Source organism: Cupriavidus sp. WS, from assembly GCF_000395345.1.
GTDB lineage: Bacteria > Pseudomonadota > Gammaproteobacteria > Burkholderiales > Burkholderiaceae > Cupriavidus > Cupriavidus basilensis_B.
The window spans coordinates 1-849 of the sequence record NZ_AQPL01000729.1; the positions used below are offsets into that span (position 1 = coordinate 1).

At 71.5% G+C, this 849-nt stretch carries 1 protein-coding gene; it reads right to left on the reverse strand.

What is annotated here, in order from left to right; translation table 11 throughout:
• Positions 1–849, reverse strand: an 849-nt coding sequence (locus tag K206_RS0136900; protein WP_020207197.1) for an HAD-IC family P-type ATPase, incomplete at both ends; no start/stop codon positions are given.

Sequence of the window (849 nt, forward strand, 5' to 3'; positions counted from 1 at the left end):
TTCCAGCAGGATGATGCTGGCCGCTTCCTTGGCGATGTCGGCGCCGCTGTCCACCGAGATGCCCACGTCCGCCGCCTTGAGCGCCGGCGCGTCGTTGATGCCGTCGCCCAGCACGCCGACCACCCGGCCGCGCGCCCGCAGGGCCTTGACGACGGCCGCCTTGTGGGCCGGCGTCAGCTTGGCGAACAGCACCGTGCGCTCGGCCAGCTCGCCGAGCGCCTGCGGCGACAGTCCGTCGAGTTCGGCGCCGAGCACGGCCCGGCCCGCGTCGATGCCGACCTCGCGGCATATCTTGGACGCGATCAGCGGGCTGTCTCCGGTCAGGACCTTGACCTCGACGCCGCCGCGGCGCAGCGCCTCCAGCGCGGGCGCCGCGCTTTCCTTGGGCGGATCGATGAACGCGATGTAGCCCAGCAGGATCAGCGCGGATTCGTCCGCCACCGAGTACGGATGCGTGTCCGGCGCCGGCGGCAGCGGCTTGTAGGCGATCGCGATGACGCGGAAGCCGTCCGCGTTGAGCGCGTTGCACACCGCCATCAGCGTGCGGCGGTGCGAGTCGTCGAGCACCACGGAGGCGCCCGCGAGTTCCGCGCTGGCGCAGGCCGCGTAGACCTCCTCCACCGCGCCCTTGCACACCAGCAGCCGGCCCTGCGGCCCCTCCACCACCACGGACATGCGGCGGCGCTCGAAATCGAACGGCACCTCGTCGATCTTGCGGTAGTCGCCGGCCTTGCGCAGCGCCTCGCCCACCTCCTCGTGCAGCAGCACCGCCTTGTCCAGCAGGTTGTGCAGGCCGGACTGGTGGCAACTGTTCAGGTAAGCGAACTCCAGCACGCGCTCGGCCTCGCG